This is a genomic window from Streptomyces sp. NPDC050738 (assembly GCF_040654175.1).
In the GTDB taxonomy this organism is placed as follows: domain Bacteria; phylum Actinomycetota; class Actinomycetes; order Streptomycetales; family Streptomycetaceae; genus Streptomyces.
Map to the genome: position 1 here is coordinate 331,327 of NZ_JBFAHN010000007.1, position 13,685 is coordinate 345,011.

Here is a 13,685-nt window from a genome sequence, read left to right on the forward strand (position 1 = left end):
ACTTGAACGTGTTCAAGTCCGGATTCCCGACCGTTCGAGGAATGGGACAAACCGTGGCAGAGTGGCTCCATGGTGGATCGGACGGCGGGCACTTCGTCCCTCCCGGACGACTGGCCCGCACACCCGGATCTGAGCCTTGCCCTGAACCGCATGGGCAGCTTCGACTGGGATCTCGACAGCGGGCTGATGCACCTCGATCAGTCCGCCCTCGACGTGTTCGACCTCTACGCCGACGAATACGACGGACACCCCGAGACCCTCGGCCGCCGGGTCCCTTCCGATGAGGGGACCCGGCTCGATTCGATGGTTTCGCAGGCCCTCAAGAACGGCTCGACCACCTACGGCGCCTACTTCCGGGTCCGCGGCCGCGACGGGCAGCTGCGCTGGGTGCACACCCAGGGGTTCATCCGCCGTGACGCCGCAGGCCGGCCGCGCCGGATCATCGGCATCGTCCGTGACGCCGCCCAGGAGCTCGCCGAATCCGCCGCCCGCCAGGAGCTGGACGCCGAGCGCCGCCACCGGACCCGCCTCGTCGAGGGCACCACCGCGGCGCTGGCGCACGCCCGCACCGTCCGCGATGTCATCGACGTACTGAAGAACTCGCAGGGTCTCGAACACCTGGGCGCGACCAGCCTGGTCATGGGCCTCAAGGAGGCCGGGCGCATCCACCTCGTCGCCGAGGGGCCCGAGGGCAGCTTCGTGCCCGGCACCCTGTACACCCGGATCGACGAGCAGTACCCGATGAGCGAGGTCATCCGCACCCTCTCGCCCCGCTTCATCGAGTCGGCGGAGGACTTCGCCGCGTCCTATCCGGGGCTGTGGCCGCACATCAGCGGCCTGGGCATCACCTCGGCCGCCTATCTCCCGCTGATCGCGCAGGCCCGCCCCATCGGCGCGCTGGGCCTGCTCTACAAGGACAAGACGGGCTTCACCACCGATGAGCGCAACCTCCTGGTCGCGCTGGGCAGTTCCATCGGCCAGAGCCTGCAGCGCGCCATGCTCTTCGAGCAGGAACACGACCTGGCCCAGGGGCTCCAGCAGGCGATGCTGCCCCGCCGGATCCCCGAGGTCGCGGGGGCGGAGATCGCCGTACGCTACCGCTCGGCCCGGCTCGGCCAGGACATCGGCGGTGACTGGTACGACGTGATCCCGCTGCCCGGCGGCCGGGTCGGGGCCGTGATCGGCGACGTGCAGGGCCATGACACGCACGCGGCGGCCGTGATGGGTCAACTGCGCATCGTGCTGCGGGCGTACGCCGCCGAAGGGCACACCCCTGCGACCGTCGTGGCCCGGGCCTCGGTCTTCCTGCACGAGCTGGACACCGAGCGGTTCGCCACGTGCACCTACGCCGAGGTCGACCTGAGCACCGGCGTCATCCAGGTGGTGCGCGCCGGGCACATCGATCCGCTGATGCGGCACGCCGACGGCAGCTGCCGCAGGCTGCCCGTGGAAGGTGGGCTGCCGCTCGGCCTCTCCGCGGAGTTCAGACAGCTCGAATATCCCGTCACCACGGTGGAGTTGGACCCGGGGCACGCCCTGCTGCTCTACACCGACGGACTGGTCGAGCAGCCGGGCGCGGACCTGGACGACGGGATGCAGGCGCTGTCGATGGCGGTCGAGAGCGGTCCGCGCGATCTGCAGCTGCTGGCCGACCGTCTGTGCGAGGAGGTCGACGACCGGGGCGGCGCGGACGATGTGGCGCTGCTGTTGCTGCGCCGTACGGTCGGGGACCTGCCGCAGTCGGGCGGACGGCTGCGGCAGCACGTGGCGTCCGCCGACCCGGAGGCGCTGCGCTCGGCGCGGCACATGATCCGTGCGGCGGTACGGGCCTGGGGCGCCCGGGAGAGGTCCGATGAAATCGAGCTGGCCGCCGATGAGTTGATCACCAACGCGCTGATGCACACCGACGGCGGGGCCATTGTCACCATCCGGGTCCTCGCCGGCGCCGAGAGGCGGATGCGCGTCGAGGTGGAGGACCGGTCCAGCGCCCTGCCGCGCCGTCGGGAGGCGGGGGAATCGGGGGTTTCGGGACGCGGGCTGATGCTCGTGGACCGGCTCGCCGATGTGTGGGGAGTGGAGTCACGAGGCAGCGGCAAATGCGTGTGGTGCGAGTTCATCGTGCCGCATCGCGAGGCAACCTGATCGATACTCGATGGTAACGGTCCGTATCATGAGCGTACTTGACCGTAACCGACTGTGGGCGCTTGACTGCTGGTTCACCCGCCTTCGATGACATCGAGGATCCATTGAGCACCGAGCTTCTGGCACCGCTTGATCTCGCGTTCTGGCACCTCGAATCCGCCGAGCACCCCATGCATCTGGGCGCGCTCGCCGTCTTCGACCCCGCACCCGGCTCCGGCGCCGAGGAGGTGGTGAAGCTCCTCGCGGCGAGGGCCGCCGCGATCCCCCGGCTGCGGATGTGTGTGCGGGGCGTGTGGCTGCCGGTCGGCGGAGCCGCCTGGAGCGAGGACAAGCAGTTCGACGTACACCGCCATGTGCGGCTGGTGCGGCTGGCCGCGAGCGACTTCGACAGCGAAGTCAGGGAACTCGCCGGGGAGTTGATGGAGCGTCCGCTGGAACGCGGAATGCCGCCCTGGGAGATGTACGTGCTGACCGGAGGCGCCGACGGCTCCTTCGCCGTGCTGGTGAAGATGCACCACGCGCTCGCCGACGGGATGCGCGCCGTCGCCATAGGAGCCGGGATCTTCGACCAGATCGCCGGGGCGCGGGCCGCGGTCGGCGCCCGGCGGGGGAGGGCCGTGGCACCCCGCTCGTGGCTGCCCGGACCGCGGCAGGTCGCGGGCTTCGCGCGGGACAGGATGGAGGAGTTCGGGCAGGCCGTGGGCATCGGGGCATCCGTGATGCGGGCCAGCAGGCTCGATCTGTGGGGGGACTCCGCGCTGACCGCGAGTTCGAGCGGGACGCGGCGGCTGGCGACGGCCGTACTGGACCAGTCCGATGTGCTGCGGATCCGCCGTGCGGTGGGCGGCACCGCCAACGACGTGCTCATCGCCACGGTCGCCGGCGGGCTGCGGCGCTGGCTCCTGGAGCGCGGAGAGCAGCTGCCGGGCGCCGACCCGCGTGCGCTGGTGCCCGTGTCCCGGCGCCGCCCGGGCGCGGCGCCCAGTGCCGGGAACAAGCTCTCGGCCTACCTGGTCCCCCTGCCGGTGTCCGAACCCGACCCCTGGCTCCGGCTCGGCGGCGTACGCGACGCGATGAACCGCAACAAGGCGGCGGGCCCCTCGCGAGGGGCCGGAGCGGTGGCCGTACTGGCCGACCAACTGCCGCCCCTTGCCCACCGTTTCGGGGCGGCGCTGGCAGGAAGCGCGGCCCGGGTGCTCTTCGACGTACTGGTCACCAGTGTCCCGCTGCCGCGCTCCACGCTCTCACTGGGAGGCAGTCCGCTCCGCGAGATCTATCCGATGGCGCCTCTGGCGCGCGGACAGTCCCTCGCCGTCGCGCTCTCCACGTACGGCGGACGGGTGCACGTCGGGCTGGTCGCCGACGGCAAGGCGGTGCCGGACGCCGGGCGCCTCGCCGAGTGCGTGAGGGAGGAGCTCGCGGAATTGCTGGCTGAGGTGTTGACTCACTGAAGTGATCCGATGAATATTCGTCGCATGCGGCGGAACATGATCGGACACAGCGGGGTCGAAGTCACCGAACTCTCCTTCGGCGCGGCCGGAATCGGTAATCTCTTCACCCCGGTCGACGACGAGGCGGCTCAGGCGGCGGTCGATGCGGCCTGGGCCGAGGGGATCCGATACTTCGACACCGCACCGCACTACGGCCTCGGGCTCTCCGAGCGGCGGCTGGGTGCCGCGCTGCGCGGGCGGCCGCGCGAGGAGTACGCCGTCTCCACCAAGGTCGGACGAATCCTTGAACCCCGTACGGGCGGAGGCGACGACCTGGCCAACGGCTTCGCCGTGCCGGCCGACTCCCGCCGCGTCTGGGACTTCAGCGGGGACGGTGTCCGCCGAAGCATCGAGGACAGCCTGCAACGCCTCGGCCTGGACCGTATCGACCTCGTCTACCTGCACGATCCGGACGACCATGCGGAAGCCGCCTTCGAGCAGGCCTACCCGGCACTGGAGCGCCTGCGCGCGGAAGGCGTGATCGGTGCGATCGGCGCCGGCATGAACCAGACCGCGATGCTCACCCGCTTCCTGTGCGACACCGACGTCGACGCGGTGCTCTGCGCGGGCCGCTACACCCTCCTCGACCGCACGGCGCTCGCCGAACTGCTGCCCGAGGCGTCCGCGCGGGGCAAGAGCGTCGTCGTGGGGGGCGTCTTCAACTCCGGGCTGCTCGCCGACCCCAGGCCCGGAGCGACCTACAACTACACCGCGGCATCCGCCGAACTCCTCGACCGTGCACTGCACTTGAAGGACGTTGCCGCCCGCCGCGGCGTACCCCTGCGGGCCGCAGCCCTCCACTACCCCGCCCGCCACCCGGCCGTGGCGAGCGTCCTGGTCGGCACCCGGTCGGCCGACGAGGTGCACGACGCGGCCGCCATGCTGCGCCACGAGATACCCGCCGCGCTCTGGGACGAGCTGCACACCGAGGAGCCGAGTTGAGAATCGCCCTGCACACCAAGGTCCGCGAAGACCGGATCGAGGAGTACGAAGCCGCACACCGCGAGGTCCCCGAAGAGCTGACCAAGGCGATACGGGAGGCGGGCGCCACCTCCTGGACGATCTGGCGCAGCGGCACCGACCTCTTCCACCTCATCGAGTGCGAGGACTACGCGCGCATGCTGGCCGAGCTGGAGAAGCTGCCGGTGAACATCGCCTGGCAGGCCAGAATGGACGACCTCCTCGACGTCGTCCACGACTATTCATCGGAGGGGTCCGCGGCCGGGCTGCCCGTCGCCTGGGAGCTCTGAGCCGATGCGGATCATCGACGCACACCATCATGTGTGGGATCTGGCCGTACGCGACCAGGACTGGATCGCCGGCCCCGAACTCGCCCCGCTGAGACGTGACTTCACGCTTGCCGACCTCGAACCCGAGGTCCGCGCTGCCGGAGTCTCGGCCACCGTGCTCGTGCAGACGGTCACCGTCGCCGAGGAGACCCCGGAATTCCTCGCCCTCGCGGACGGCAGCGACCTGGTCGCCGGCGTCGTCGGCTGGACCGACCTCACCGCCCCCGACGTGGACCACACGCTCGCCTCCTTGCGTGAACTGCCGGGCGGGGAGCGCCTCGTGGGCATACGCCACCAGGTCCAGGGCGAGAGCGACCCGCAGTGGCTGCTGCGCCCGGATGTGCGGCACGGTCTCGCGGCGGTGGCCGACGCGGGACTCGCGTACGACCTCCTGGTGCTGCCGCATCAACTGCCCGCCGCTGCCAGGGCGGCGGCCCTGCATCCCGAACTCACCTTCGTACTCGACCACGTGGGCAAGCCGCCGATCGCGGCTGCGGAGCTGGAACCCTGGGCCGAACGGGTGCGCGCGCTCGCCGCCCGCCCCAACACCGTATGCAAGCTGTCCGGCATGGTTACCGAGGCGGCGTGGGCCACCTGGACGGTCGAGGACCTGCGCCCGTACGCCAAGACCGTGCTCGACGCCTTCGGGCCCGGCCGACTGATGTTCGGCTCCGACTGGCCGGTGTGCCGGCTTGCGGCCACCTACGGCGAAGTCGTCGACGCGGCACACGAGTTGACGCACGACCTCAGTCCCGACGAGCGCGCGGACATCTTCGGAGGCACCGCCGCCCGCGTCTACGGAATCTGAGGCCCGAGCGACACCAGAAGCTCACCCGCGGCGGTACGGACCTCGAAGTGGTCGATCCCCTCCAGCGCGAGAGCGGCCCCGCCCTCGGCCCGTACCGCTTTCCCCTCCGGCGCGGACCACGTCGCCACCGTCTGCTCCTCGCCGCCGCGCCCCACGGCCACCAGGACACAGGTCGTCGCCCTGGGCTCGTCGCGTACATCGAGCCCCACCTCGGTGCCCCAGGGTGCCGGGCGCAGCGCAACGGCCGCCGACACCCCCGTCGCCGGATCGGCGGCGGCCCACCGCAGCCCGTCGCCCGCCCCGCCCACGTCGCTGCGCGCGACGGCGAAGGAGCCACCCGCGGCCAGCACGGCAGCCGCCGCCACCAGCGCGAGACGCCGTCTGCGGCCCGTCCGGCGGCCCGCCTCCACCCGCTCCAGTGCCCGGTGCAGCAACCGCTCCGTGTCCCCGGCCACCGGCTCCGCCCCCGGGGGTGTGCTCATCGCGTACAGGGCCAGATGCGCCTCCACCCGCCCGAACTCGCCCAGCAGCGTGCCGCAGTGCGGACAGTCCTGGAGGTGGTCCTCGAAGCGGAAGGCATCGGCCTCGCCGAGTACACCGAGCGCGTAGGCGCCGACGTCGTGATGGAGTTCCAGCGACCTCATGCCTCGTCCTCTCAGCTCACCACCAGGTACGCACCACGGCGCCGAATCACTCACCCCCTACACTCCGGCCTCATGCTGCGCGTACTGGCCGTGGACGACGAGGAACCGGCACTCGAAGAACTGCTCTACCTGCTCCGCTCCGACCCCCGGATACGCAGCGCCGAGGGCGCCACCAGCGCCACCGAGGCGCTGCGCCGCATCGGAGACGCCCTCGGCGCGGGACCCGACGACGACACCGCCATCGACGTCGCCTTCCTCGACATCCACATGGCCGGCCTCACCGGCCTCGACATCGCCAGACTGCTCGCCGGATTCGCCCGGCCCCCGCTCATCGTCTTCGTCACCGCCCACGAGGGTTTCGCCGTCCAGGCCTTCGACCTCAAAGCCGTCGACTACGTACTGAAGCCGGTGCGCCGCGAGCGCCTCGCCGAGGCCGTGCGCCGCGTCGCCGAACTCGTCGACCTGGCAGGCAACGGCCCCACCCCCGTACTGGACACCGCGGCCGACCAGATCCCCGTCGAACTCGGCGGCATCATCCGCTTCCTCGCGGTCGCCGACATCGCCTACGCCGAGGCCCAGGGCGACTACGCACGCCTGCACACCGCCGAAGGGAGCCACCTGGTGCGCATCCCGCTGACCACCCTGGAGGAGCGCTGGCGCTCGCGCGGTTTCGTACGGATCCACCGCAGCCACCTCGTCGCCCTGTCCCGCATCGACGAGCTGCGCCTCGACGCGGGCAGCATGAGCGTCCGCATCGGCGGAGCCGAACTCGCCGTGAGCCGGCGGCACGCGCGCGCCCTGCGCGACCTGCTGATGCGCTAGCGGCCCCTGACCAGGGCCTTCCCGTCACCCCGCCCCGCTGCGTACACTCCGCGCCATGTCCGTAGAGCCCGCACCCCGACGCGAGCGCGTGACGGGCGAGCCCCGGCGCGTGCGGCCGCTGCCCCGTTACCGCGCCCAGTCGGAGATCGACGAACAGACCGCACTCGGCGGCGCGTACGTACGCTCGCTCATCCGCAGCCAACTGCGGGCCGGACTCAGCGCCTTCGCCTTCCTCGCGCTCCTCGCCGGGACCCTCCCGCTGGCCTTCGCCGCACTCCGCAGCGACCTCGCGGTCTGGCTGGTCCTCGGCTTCGGTGCGTACCCTCTGCTCGTCCTGATCGCGTGGTGGTACGTCCGCAGGGCCGAGCGCAACGAGCGCGACTTCGCCCGCCTCGTGGAAGGCCGCCCCGCCCCGTGAGCCAGACCTACGCGGTGGTGGCGGTGACCGTCGTCGTCCTCACCACCGTCCTCATCGGCGGCTTCGGCCTGCGCATATCGCGCACCACCTCGGACTTCTACGTCGCCTCCCGCAGCGTCGGCCCAGGCCTCAACGCGGCCGCGATCAGCGGCGAGTACCTCTCCGCCGCCTCGTTCCTCGGCATCGCAGGACTCGTCCTGGTCCACGGCCCCGACATGCTCTGGTACCCGGTCGGATACACCGCTGGCTATCTGGTCCTCCTGCTCTTCGTCGCCGCCCCGCTGCGCCGCTCCGGCGCGTACACCCTGCCCGATTTCGCCGAGGGGCGCCTGGAGTCCAGGGTCGTACGGCGCCTGGTGAGCGCCTTCGTCATCGGCGCGGGCTGGCTCTACCTCGTGCCCCAACTCCAGGGCGCGGGGCTCACCCTGGCCATCCTCACCGGCGCTCCCGACTGGCTGGGCCCCGCCATCGTCGCCGCCGTCGTCGTCCTCGCGGTCGCCGCGGGCGGCATGCGCTCCATCACCTTCGTGCAGGCCTTCCAGTACTGGCTCAAGCTCACCGCACTGCTGGTTCCCGCGCTCTTCCTCGTCCTGGCCTGGCAGGACGACGGCCGCCCGAGCGTCCCCGCCGTGGGACCCGCGCTGTCCATCGCCAACAGCCTGGGCCGGGCGGACCACCCGCTCTACGCGACCTACGGCCTCATCGTCGCGACGTTCCTCGGCACGATGGGACTGCCGCACGTCGTCGTGCGCTTCTACACCAGCCCCGACGGCAGGAGCGCACGGCGCACCACCATTGTCGTCCTCGCCCTGATCGGCGTCTTCTACCTCCTGCCGCCCGTCTACGGCGCGCTGGGACGCCTCTACGCCTCCGAGCTCTCCCTCACCGGAGACGCGGACGCCGCCGTGCTGCTCCTGCCCGACCGGCTGATCGGCGGGGTCGGCGGAGACCTCCTGGGCGCACTGGTGGCAGGCGGCGCCTTCGCGGCCTTCCTCTCCACCGCCTCCGGCCTCACCATGGCCGTCGCCGGAGTCCTCACCCAGGAGTCCCGCGGCGTACGCCACTTCCGCCTCGCGACCCTCCTGGCCATGGCGATACCCCTGGCCGGCGCCCTGCTGACCACCGGTGTCCCGGTCGCCGACGCCGTCGGTATGGCCTTCGCCGTCTCCGCGTCGTCCTTCTGCCCGCTGCTCGTCCTCGGCATCTGGTGGCGTCGGCTCACCCCGCCGGGCGCCGTCGCAGGGCTGCTGCTCGGCGGCGGCTCCGCGCTGATCGCCGTCTCCGTCACGATGAGCGGCGCCGTCCCACCGGGCTGGGCGCACACCCTGCTGGCCTGGCCGGCCGTCTGGTCCGTACCCGTCGGCTTCCTCGCCATGATCCTCGTCTCGCTGGCCACCCCGGCCCGGATACCGCCGGGCACCCACGCGGCGATGACCCGCTTCCACCTTCCCGAGGCGCTGCGTTGAGCGGGGAGGCGGCCGCCGCGCTGATCGTGCTCGGCCCGCTGCTGCTCGCCGGAGGCTTCGTCCTCGGGCGCCGTCGTCCATCCCGTACGAGCGACGTCGGCACCCCCGTCGAGCGCGCCACCTTCGAGACCCTGCACACCGCGTCGCTCGCCGCACCACCGCTGCGCGCCGGGCTCACCGAGGAGAGCGCCCGCAAGGCCGCCCGCAGGCTGCGCACGCTCCTCGGCACGGACGCCCTGTGCCTGACCGACGGCGAGCGGGTCCTCGTCTGGGACGGGGCCGGGGAGCACCACTCCCCGCACGTCATGGACCAGGTCGCGGGTCTCCTGCACTCCGGACGCGATACGGCCTTCGACAGCGCCTGCGACGACCTGGACTGCCCGCTGCGCTGGGCGGTGGCAGTGCCCCTGACCGTCGACCACCGGGTGCTCGGCTCCCTGATCGCCTACGCCCCGCGCGAGTCCGCGGTGCTCGCGCGGGCGGCCGGCGAGGTGGCCCGCTGGGTCTCCGTACAGCTGGAGCTTGCCGAACTCGACCGCTCCCGGACCCAGTTGATCGAAGCCGAGATCAAGGCCCTGCGGGCCCAGATCTCCCCGCACTTCATCTTCAACTCCCTGGCCGCCATCGCCTCGTTCGTACGCACCGATCCCGAGCGCGCACGCGAACTCCTCCTGGAATTCGCCGATTTCACCCGCTACTCCTTCCGCAGGCGCGGCGACTTCACCACGCTCGCCGACGAACTCCACTCCATCGACCAGTACCTGGCGCTGGTACGGGCCCGCTTCGGAACGCGGCTGAGCGTCACCCTCCAGATCGCCCCGGAAGTCCTGCCCGTGGCCCTGCCCTTCCTCTGTCTGCAGCCCCTGGTGGAGAACGCCGTCAAACACGGACTCGAAGGCGCCGTCAGCAGCAGCCGCATCACCATCAGCGCACTCGACGCGGGCGCCGAGGCCGAGGTGGTCATCGAGGACGACGGCACCGGGATGGAACCGGAGCGGCTGCGCAGCATCCTGCGCGGCGAGGGCGGCGACTCGTCCGGCATCGGCCTGCTCAACGTCGACGAGCGGCTGCGCCAGGTCTACGGCGACGACTACGGCCTGGTCATCGACACGGGCGCCGGAGCGGGCATGAAGGTCACGCTGCGCATACCGAAATACCGTGCGGGCGTGCACGGTTCGTAGCCTCTCCCGTCCGGTTCAGAACAGGTGGATCGCCAGATGCCCCAGCGGCAGCCCCAGCTCCCAGGCCGGGGTCCACACCTGCGGTCCGTCCTCGGCCTCGGGCACCACCCCCGCCGTCACGGCGTCGAGGTCGGCCGCGAGCAGCTCGGTCTCCTCCAGCCACCGCCAGGCGGCCCGCGCCAGCGGCAGATCGGGCCCGTCACCGTCCTCCCGCACCCGGAGCTGATCGAGCCTCCGGCAGACCCACTCCCGCCACCGGGTGTTGTACGCGGTGAGCGCCAGCCACTCGTCGAGGCGGGTCACCACCCGGACGCCGCCCACGGCGCCGTCCGACAGGAAAATGGTCAGCGCCAGCGCGTCGCGCCCCGCCCGGAACTCCAGAGTCGTGGGCGGCATCAGGTCACCGGTGCGCAGTAATTCGTCAGCAATGTACTCGGCGTACATCCATGCCATCGGCACCAGCAGCTCTTCACCACTGGTCCCGTTCGTACTCTCGGGACGCATCCCGTCTCGCCTCTTTCATCTCTCGACCAGGCAACTCCGTGGAGCATTGAACCGGGACGGGGGCCGCCCCGTGGCCAGAAGGACAGGATTCGTCATCGAAGGTGAGGTAGCCCATGACCGCCGCACCTCCGCCAGGCCCGCATGTGCGGCCGCTCCTCGGCGCGTACGTCCTCAGCGCGCTCGCGCCCGAGGAGGACAGCCGGGTGGCGGCCCATCTGCGGACGTGCGACGCGTGCGCGGCAGCCTACCTGGAGGTCGCGGAGGCGCCTTCGCTGCTCGCGCTCTCCAGCGAGGAGGACCTGCTGGGCGACGACGAGCCGTAGCCGGGCAGGCGGCGCCCCAGGACCCGCAGGGCGTAGTACGAACGGGACTTGACGGTCCCCGGCGGTATGCCGAGCACCTCGGCGGCCTCGTTCACGCTCAGCCCGCGGAAGTAGATCTGCACCAGCACCGCCCGGTGCTCGGGGCTCAGCGCCTTCACCGCCTCCCGGACGTCCAGCGCCGCCGCCGACCGCTCCGTGAGGTCCCCGGCCGCCGCGGTGGACTCCAGGACGCCGTCGTGCACCTCGGCGGGCCGGGCCAGCCGGGAGCGCCGGGCATCGATCGCCAGCCGTCGCGCGACGGTGAAGAGCCAGGGCCGCATGGACTCGTGGGGCCCGTCGAACGCCTCGGGGTGCTGCCAGGCGCGTACGAGCGTCTCCTGGAGCAGGTCCTCGGCGCGCTGCCGGTCCCCGTACGTCAGCCCCAGCAGAAAGTGCAGCAGAGCCCGGCCGTGCGCACGCTGCAGTTCGGCCAGCGCGCGTTCGCCGGTGGAAGGGGGTGTCGAAGTGAGGGTCACGGGCGTATGGCAGCGCAGCCGGGCGGCCGGCGACAGCGCTTGCGCAGCGCTGTGCGACAAGCGGTTGAACGGTGCGACGAGCGGCACGCCGAACGGTCGCGCCGTCGGCCGTGACGCTTGACCCCGAGGCCTCCCACCGGCCCAATTCGGATATGACGAAGCGCACGCCACAGCGGCTGGCCGCCGCGGCAGCCGTACTCCTCGCAGCCGCATCGGCCTGTACCGCCCGGCACGAGACCGCCCGCCCGGCCCCGCACCACGCGCACCAGGACTCCGAACGGCCCGCGTCATCGGGCACGGGCGGCGGAGCGGCCGCGCTGCGCGGGTTCACCCTGGTCGCGACGGGTGACGTACTCCCGCACACCTCGATCATCGAGCGTGCGCACAAGGACGCACACGGCCGCGGATACGACTTCCGTCCGATGCTCGCGGCGGTGAAGCCTCTCGTCACCGGCGCCGACCTGGCGATCTGTCACATGGAGACGGTGTACGGCGCGAAGGGCGGCCCGTACACGGGCTGGCCCACCTTCAAGTCCCCGCCCCAGGTCGCCGCCGCGCTCGCGGCCACCGGCTACGACTCCTGCTCGGCCGCCTCCAACCACACGCTGGACGACGGCCCGGCGGGCATCCGCAGAACGCTGGGAGCACTCGACGCGGCAGGCGTCGCCCATACGGGCTCAGGGCGTACGGCAGCCGAATCGGAGCGCCCGGCCTGGCTGAAGGGCGGCAGCGCGAAGGTCGCCCAACTGGCGTACACCTACGACACGAACGGGTTCCCGCAGCCCGAAGGGCAGCCCTGGGCCGTCCACCTCATCGACGAACAACAGATCGTGGCCGACGCCAGGGCGGCCCGCACGGCGGGCGCTGACGTGGTCGTCGTCAGCATCCACTGGGGCACGGAGTGGCAGGACACCCCGAACGACCAGCAGCTGACCCTGGGCCGCGCCCTCACCGCGTCGAAGACCGCGGGCCGCCCCGACATCGACCTGATCCTCGGCACGCACGCGCACGTCCCGCAGGCCTACGAGAAGGTCAACGGCACCTGGATCATCTACGGCATGGGCGACCAGATCGCGGGCGAGATGTACAACCCCACAGGCGCCCAGGACGACCGGGGCAACGAGAGCTCCATCGGCCGCTTCACCTTTACCCCGCCGGCGAAGCGCGGCGGCCGCTGGACGGTGACGAAGGCGGAGTTCGTCCCCCAGTGGATGGACCTGCGCACGGGCCGCGTCGTGAACCTCCCCGAGGCCCTGCGCGGCCACCCGAAGCGCGCCGACTACCGCGCCGCGCAGTCGGCGATCCGCACGGCGGTCCTGAGCAGGGGAGCAGCGGCCGACGGCCTCACGATGGCCGGGAAGTGAGGGTTACGGCACGACCGTGACGGGCCAGCGGCCGGCCTTCACGAGGCGTACGGCGACGGAACCGATGATCCGGTGCCCGGCCGACTCCGAGGCCCCGACGACCACGGCGTCCGCCTTGAGTTCGTCCGCCGCGGTGACCAGGCCGTTGTACGGATCGCCGCGGAAGGTGTGGAACTCCCACCGCACGTCGAAGACCCCCTTCATGCGGTCGACGGCGGTGCGGATCTCCGCGACGAGGCCCTCGGCGATCTCCGAGGTGGTTTCCGAGACCGGTGCGCCCATCGCGGCTCCCGCGGCGAGCACCGGCTGGACGTAGACGATGGCGAGCAGCGCGTTCTGCCTGCGGGCGAGGCCTCCGGCGTACGCTGCGGCGCGCATCGACGACTCGGAACCGTCGATGCCGACGACGATCACCTTGGGGCCGTCCGTGCCGCGTTCGAACTGCTGCCGTTCATGCTGCTGATCTGTCACGGCAGGAGGCTATCGGCTGATCGCGCATACGTCCCCATCAGGTGTTCTATTCGTGCACCTCGCGCGGGGAGGCGACGACCAGGAACGCGTCCGAGGACAGGTCCATGACGACGGTCGCCCTGATCCCGGCACGGCGCTGCTCTGCCGCGAACTGCTCCGCGGGCCAGCTGCCATGAGGTCCTCCGGCAGGGAACGTCTCCAGCACTCGCCGTGACACCATGACGACCACACCTCCACCCGTACGCACA

16 protein-coding genes are annotated in these 13,685 nt (G+C 71.6%); 11 read left to right on the forward strand and 5 right to left on the reverse strand.

The features are described from left to right. The first annotated feature begins 69 nt into the window (after positions 1-69). The 5 genes from AB0H78_RS20620 to AB0H78_RS20640 all read left to right on the forward strand — a co-directional run bounded on the left by AB0H78_RS20620 (position 70) and on the right by AB0H78_RS20640 (position 5,729). On the forward strand, positions 70-2,142 hold the full coding sequence (locus tag AB0H78_RS20620; RefSeq protein ID WP_363235925.1) for a SpoIIE family protein phosphatase: 2,073 nt from the start codon (positions 70-72) through the stop codon (positions 2,140-2,142). Between the two features lie 104 nt (positions 2,143-2,246). Then, entirely contained in the window at positions 2,247-3,593 is a 1,347-nt protein-coding gene (locus AB0H78_RS20625; RefSeq protein ID WP_363235926.1) for a wax ester/triacylglycerol synthase family O-acyltransferase, read from the forward strand. A gap of 24 nt (positions 3,594-3,617) precedes the next feature. Then, a complete protein-coding gene (locus AB0H78_RS20630; RefSeq protein ID WP_363235927.1) occupies positions 3,618-4,574 on the forward strand; it encodes an aldo/keto reductase in 957 nt (318 codons plus the stop codon). Then, the gene (locus tag AB0H78_RS20635) at positions 4,571-4,882 is read left to right on the forward strand and encodes an L-rhamnose mutarotase (protein WP_363235928.1); all 312 of its coding nucleotides are present in this window, start codon (positions 4,571-4,573) and stop codon (positions 4,880-4,882) included. The genes AB0H78_RS20630 and AB0H78_RS20635 overlap by 4 nt, the downstream gene beginning before the upstream one ends. 4 nt (positions 4,883-4,886) lie before the next feature. Then, positions 4,887-5,729 (forward strand): amidohydrolase family protein, encoded by an 843-nt coding sequence (locus AB0H78_RS20640; RefSeq protein WP_363235929.1) that lies wholly within the window; start codon positions 4,887-4,889, stop codon positions 5,727-5,729. Here AB0H78_RS20640 and AB0H78_RS20645 read toward each other — a convergent pair. Continuing rightward, positions 5,717-6,373: a zf-HC2 domain-containing protein gene (locus tag AB0H78_RS20645; protein ID WP_363235930.1), complete on the reverse strand. Its 657-nt coding sequence runs from the start codon at positions 6,371-6,373 to the stop codon at positions 5,717-5,719. The two genes, AB0H78_RS20640 and AB0H78_RS20645, sit on opposite strands and share 13 nt — an antisense overlap. Positions 6,374-6,445: 72 nt before the next feature. Here AB0H78_RS20645 and AB0H78_RS20650 point away from each other — a divergent pair, with 72 nt between their 5' ends. From AB0H78_RS20650 to AB0H78_RS20665, 4 genes are read left to right on the forward strand one after another with little or no spacing between them, the layout of a single operon-like run. Beyond that, positions 6,446-7,195, forward strand: a complete 750-nt coding sequence (locus AB0H78_RS20650) for a LytTR family DNA-binding domain-containing protein (RefSeq protein WP_363235932.1) — start codon at positions 6,446-6,448, stop codon at positions 7,193-7,195. Between the two features lie 55 nt (positions 7,196-7,250). After that, positions 7,251-7,613, forward strand: a complete 363-nt coding sequence (locus tag AB0H78_RS20655) for a hypothetical protein (protein ID WP_363235933.1) — start codon at positions 7,251-7,253, stop codon at positions 7,611-7,613. After that, positions 7,610-9,079, forward strand: coding sequence for a cation acetate symporter (locus tag AB0H78_RS20660; RefSeq protein WP_363235934.1), 1,470 nt, complete (start codon positions 7,610-7,612; stop codon positions 9,077-9,079). Before AB0H78_RS20655 ends, AB0H78_RS20660 begins: the two co-directional genes overlap by 4 nt. After that, positions 9,076-10,260, forward strand: a complete 1,185-nt coding sequence (locus tag AB0H78_RS20665; RefSeq protein WP_363235935.1) for a histidine kinase — start codon at positions 9,076-9,078, stop codon at positions 10,258-10,260. Before AB0H78_RS20660 ends, AB0H78_RS20665 begins: the two co-directional genes overlap by 4 nt. A 15-nt stretch (positions 10,261-10,275) precedes the next feature. Here the strand turns inward: AB0H78_RS20665 and AB0H78_RS20670 are convergent, their stop codons facing one another. Next, positions 10,276-10,764 carry a hypothetical protein gene (locus AB0H78_RS20670; protein WP_363235936.1) on the reverse strand — a complete coding sequence of 163 codons (489 nt, stop codon included), beginning with the start codon at positions 10,762-10,764 and terminating at the stop codon, positions 10,276-10,278. A gap of 113 nt (positions 10,765-10,877) precedes the next feature. Between AB0H78_RS20670 and AB0H78_RS20675 the strand changes: the two genes are divergently transcribed. After that, positions 10,878-11,087, forward strand: a complete 210-nt coding sequence (locus AB0H78_RS20675) for a zf-HC2 domain-containing protein (protein ID WP_363235937.1) — start codon at positions 10,878-10,880, stop codon at positions 11,085-11,087. Here the strand turns inward: AB0H78_RS20675 and AB0H78_RS20680 are convergent. Beyond that, a complete protein-coding gene (locus AB0H78_RS20680) occupies positions 11,009-11,602 on the reverse strand; it encodes a sigma-70 family RNA polymerase sigma factor (RefSeq protein ID WP_363235938.1) in 594 nt (197 codons plus the stop codon). The genes AB0H78_RS20675 and AB0H78_RS20680 overlap by 79 nt on opposite strands. Positions 11,603-11,754: 152 nt before the next feature. Here AB0H78_RS20680 and AB0H78_RS20685 point away from each other — a divergent pair, with 152 nt between their 5' ends. Then, complete coding sequence (locus tag AB0H78_RS20685; RefSeq protein ID WP_363235939.1) at positions 11,755-12,966, forward strand: CapA family protein; 1,212 nt, start codon at positions 11,755-11,757, stop codon at positions 12,964-12,966. Positions 12,967-12,969: 3 nt separating this feature from the next. Here AB0H78_RS20685 and AB0H78_RS20690 read toward each other — a convergent pair whose 3' ends face one another. Both AB0H78_RS20690 and AB0H78_RS20695 read right to left on the reverse strand, forming a co-directional pair. Beyond that, positions 12,970-13,437, reverse strand: coding sequence for a universal stress protein (locus AB0H78_RS20690; protein ID WP_363235940.1), 468 nt, complete (start codon positions 13,435-13,437; stop codon positions 12,970-12,972). Between the two features lie 46 nt (positions 13,438-13,483). Further along, the gene (locus AB0H78_RS20695) at positions 13,484-13,657 is read right to left on the reverse strand and encodes a hypothetical protein (RefSeq protein ID WP_363235941.1); all 174 of its coding nucleotides are present in this window, start codon (positions 13,655-13,657) and stop codon (positions 13,484-13,486) included. Between the last annotated feature and the right edge of the window lie 28 nt (positions 13,658-13,685).

What these genes read in the sequence shown, in the direction of transcription:
- AB0H78_RS20620 (WP_363235925.1), top strand. Translation starts at nt 70, where the DNA reads ATGGTGGATCGGACGGCGGGCACTTCGTCCCTCCCGGACGACTGGCCC.
- AB0H78_RS20630 (WP_363235927.1), top strand. Translation starts at nt 3,618, where the DNA reads ATGCGGCGGAACATGATCGGACACAGCGGGGTCGAAGTCACCGAACTC.
- AB0H78_RS20640 (WP_363235929.1), top strand. Translation starts at nt 4,887, where the DNA reads ATGCGGATCATCGACGCACACCATCATGTGTGGGATCTGGCCGTACGC.
- AB0H78_RS20645 (WP_363235930.1), bottom strand. Translation starts at nt 6,373, where the DNA reads ATGAGGTCGCTGGAACTCCATCACGACGTCGGCGCCTACGCGCTCGGT.
- AB0H78_RS20650 (WP_363235932.1), top strand. Translation starts at nt 6,446, where the DNA reads ATGCTGCGCGTACTGGCCGTGGACGACGAGGAACCGGCACTCGAAGAA.
- AB0H78_RS20655 (WP_363235933.1), top strand. Translation starts at nt 7,251, where the DNA reads ATGTCCGTAGAGCCCGCACCCCGACGCGAGCGCGTGACGGGCGAGCCC.
- AB0H78_RS20670 (WP_363235936.1), bottom strand. Translation starts at nt 10,764, where the DNA reads ATGCGTCCCGAGAGTACGAACGGGACCAGTGGTGAAGAGCTGCTGGTG.
- AB0H78_RS20675 (WP_363235937.1), top strand. Translation starts at nt 10,878, where the DNA reads ATGACCGCCGCACCTCCGCCAGGCCCGCATGTGCGGCCGCTCCTCGGC.
- AB0H78_RS20685 (WP_363235939.1), top strand. Translation starts at nt 11,755, where the DNA reads ATGACGAAGCGCACGCCACAGCGGCTGGCCGCCGCGGCAGCCGTACTC.
- AB0H78_RS20695 (WP_363235941.1), bottom strand. Translation starts at nt 13,657, where the DNA reads ATGGTGTCACGGCGAGTGCTGGAGACGTTCCCTGCCGGAGGACCTCAT.